Here is a 1,216-nt window from a genome sequence, read left to right as displayed (position 1 = left end):
GTCCCAGAAGAGGAACCGCACCTCCACGGTCTTGCTCAGGCGGCATTGGCCATCTTCACTTTGATCCGGTGGACGGTGCCGACGCCGACCTTGAGACGCTTGGCAGTGGCGTTGATGCTGAGCCCTTGGGCGAGCGTCTTCTCGATTTTCTCGATCATGATCGGGGGCAAGGCTGGGCGTCCCGCCTTCTTGTTCGAGCGCGCGAGCCCAGCCATGATGCGGCTTCGGATCATCTCACGCTCAAAATCGGCGAACACGCTCAACATCCCGAACATGGCGCGACCAGAGGGCGTGCTGGTGTCGAGCGCCTGCTGATGGAGATAGAGGTCCACGCCCTTGCTGTTGATCTCATTGAGGAAGCCAACAAGGTCTTGGAGCGAGCGTCCGAGGCGATCCACTGCCCAGCTTGCGACCAGATCGATTTCGCGCCGAGCCACGGCTTTGAGCAATGCATCGAAGGCAGGACGCTGATCCCGACCTTTGGCACCCGAGATTCCCTCGTCACAGAACTCGGCGACGATCACCCAACCATTGCGCTCAGCGACGGCGATGAGTTCACGACGCTGGTTCTCAGTGGTCTGCTGATCGGTTGAGACCCTCATGTAAAGCCCGATGCGTTTCGTCATTCCAGAAGATTCTCACAGTTCTGGAATGCGTCAAGCAGTTCTTTTAGTTCAGCTTTTCCCTCACCGATGATGCGCAGGATCAGTCGCACACGACGATTTCGACGGGTTGGGCGAGATGCTCATCATAGGCATCTCTGACCTGATCCTCGGTGGCATCGGCGGGGAGGACTGTCTCAGCCATCATCATATTGAGATAGCCGATGAGGTCATCGAGGGCATCACAGCGACTAAACGAAGCAACTACCCGGCGCGATGGGGGCAGGTCTCCGATGATGCTGATGTAGATCGTTTGGCAGGCGTAGAAGGTGAACTGGTCGGGGGGATATTCCATCGGGCTCCTTGGCGATTGGTGATGTCACCAGTTTACCAAAGGCATGTCCCTGCCCGCCATATTCATCTGCATGTCGGCGCAGATTACTGATCTGACCTGTCTGGGGTGATCGTGAAGGACGACCCGTGCGTGGCGATGTGTTCCCGCGCATGCCTGTCGAGATCAGCCCTCTTCTCAGGGATCGCCAGCGCGTCAGCGATCAGTTCGTCGAAGAACGCCAAGGCATCAGCATCGTCCGCATATTTGGGATCACGCCGGT

The 1,216-nt window shown here is 57.9% G+C and carries 2 protein-coding genes; both read right to left on the bottom strand.

Translation table 11 applies throughout. The features are described 5' to 3' along the window. Window positions 1-35 precede the first annotated feature (35 nt). Entirely contained in the window at window positions 36-626 is a 591-nt protein-coding gene (locus tag QUA83_RS30435; protein ID WP_333257683.1) for a recombinase family protein, read from the bottom strand. Window positions 627-705: 79 nt separating this feature from the next. Beyond that, window positions 706-957 carry a hypothetical protein gene (locus QUA83_RS30430; RefSeq protein ID WP_333257680.1) on the bottom strand — a complete coding sequence of 84 codons (252 nt, stop codon included), beginning with the start codon at window positions 955-957 and terminating at the stop codon, window positions 706-708. Window positions 958-1,216 lie beyond the last annotated feature (259 nt).

It is taken from the genome of Microcoleus sp. K1-B1 (assembly GCF_036704705.1).
Taxonomy (GTDB): Bacteria; Cyanobacteriota; Cyanobacteriia; order Cyanobacteriales; family Microcoleaceae; genus Microcoleus.
This window is presented reverse-complemented; position numbering and strand designations above follow the sequence as displayed.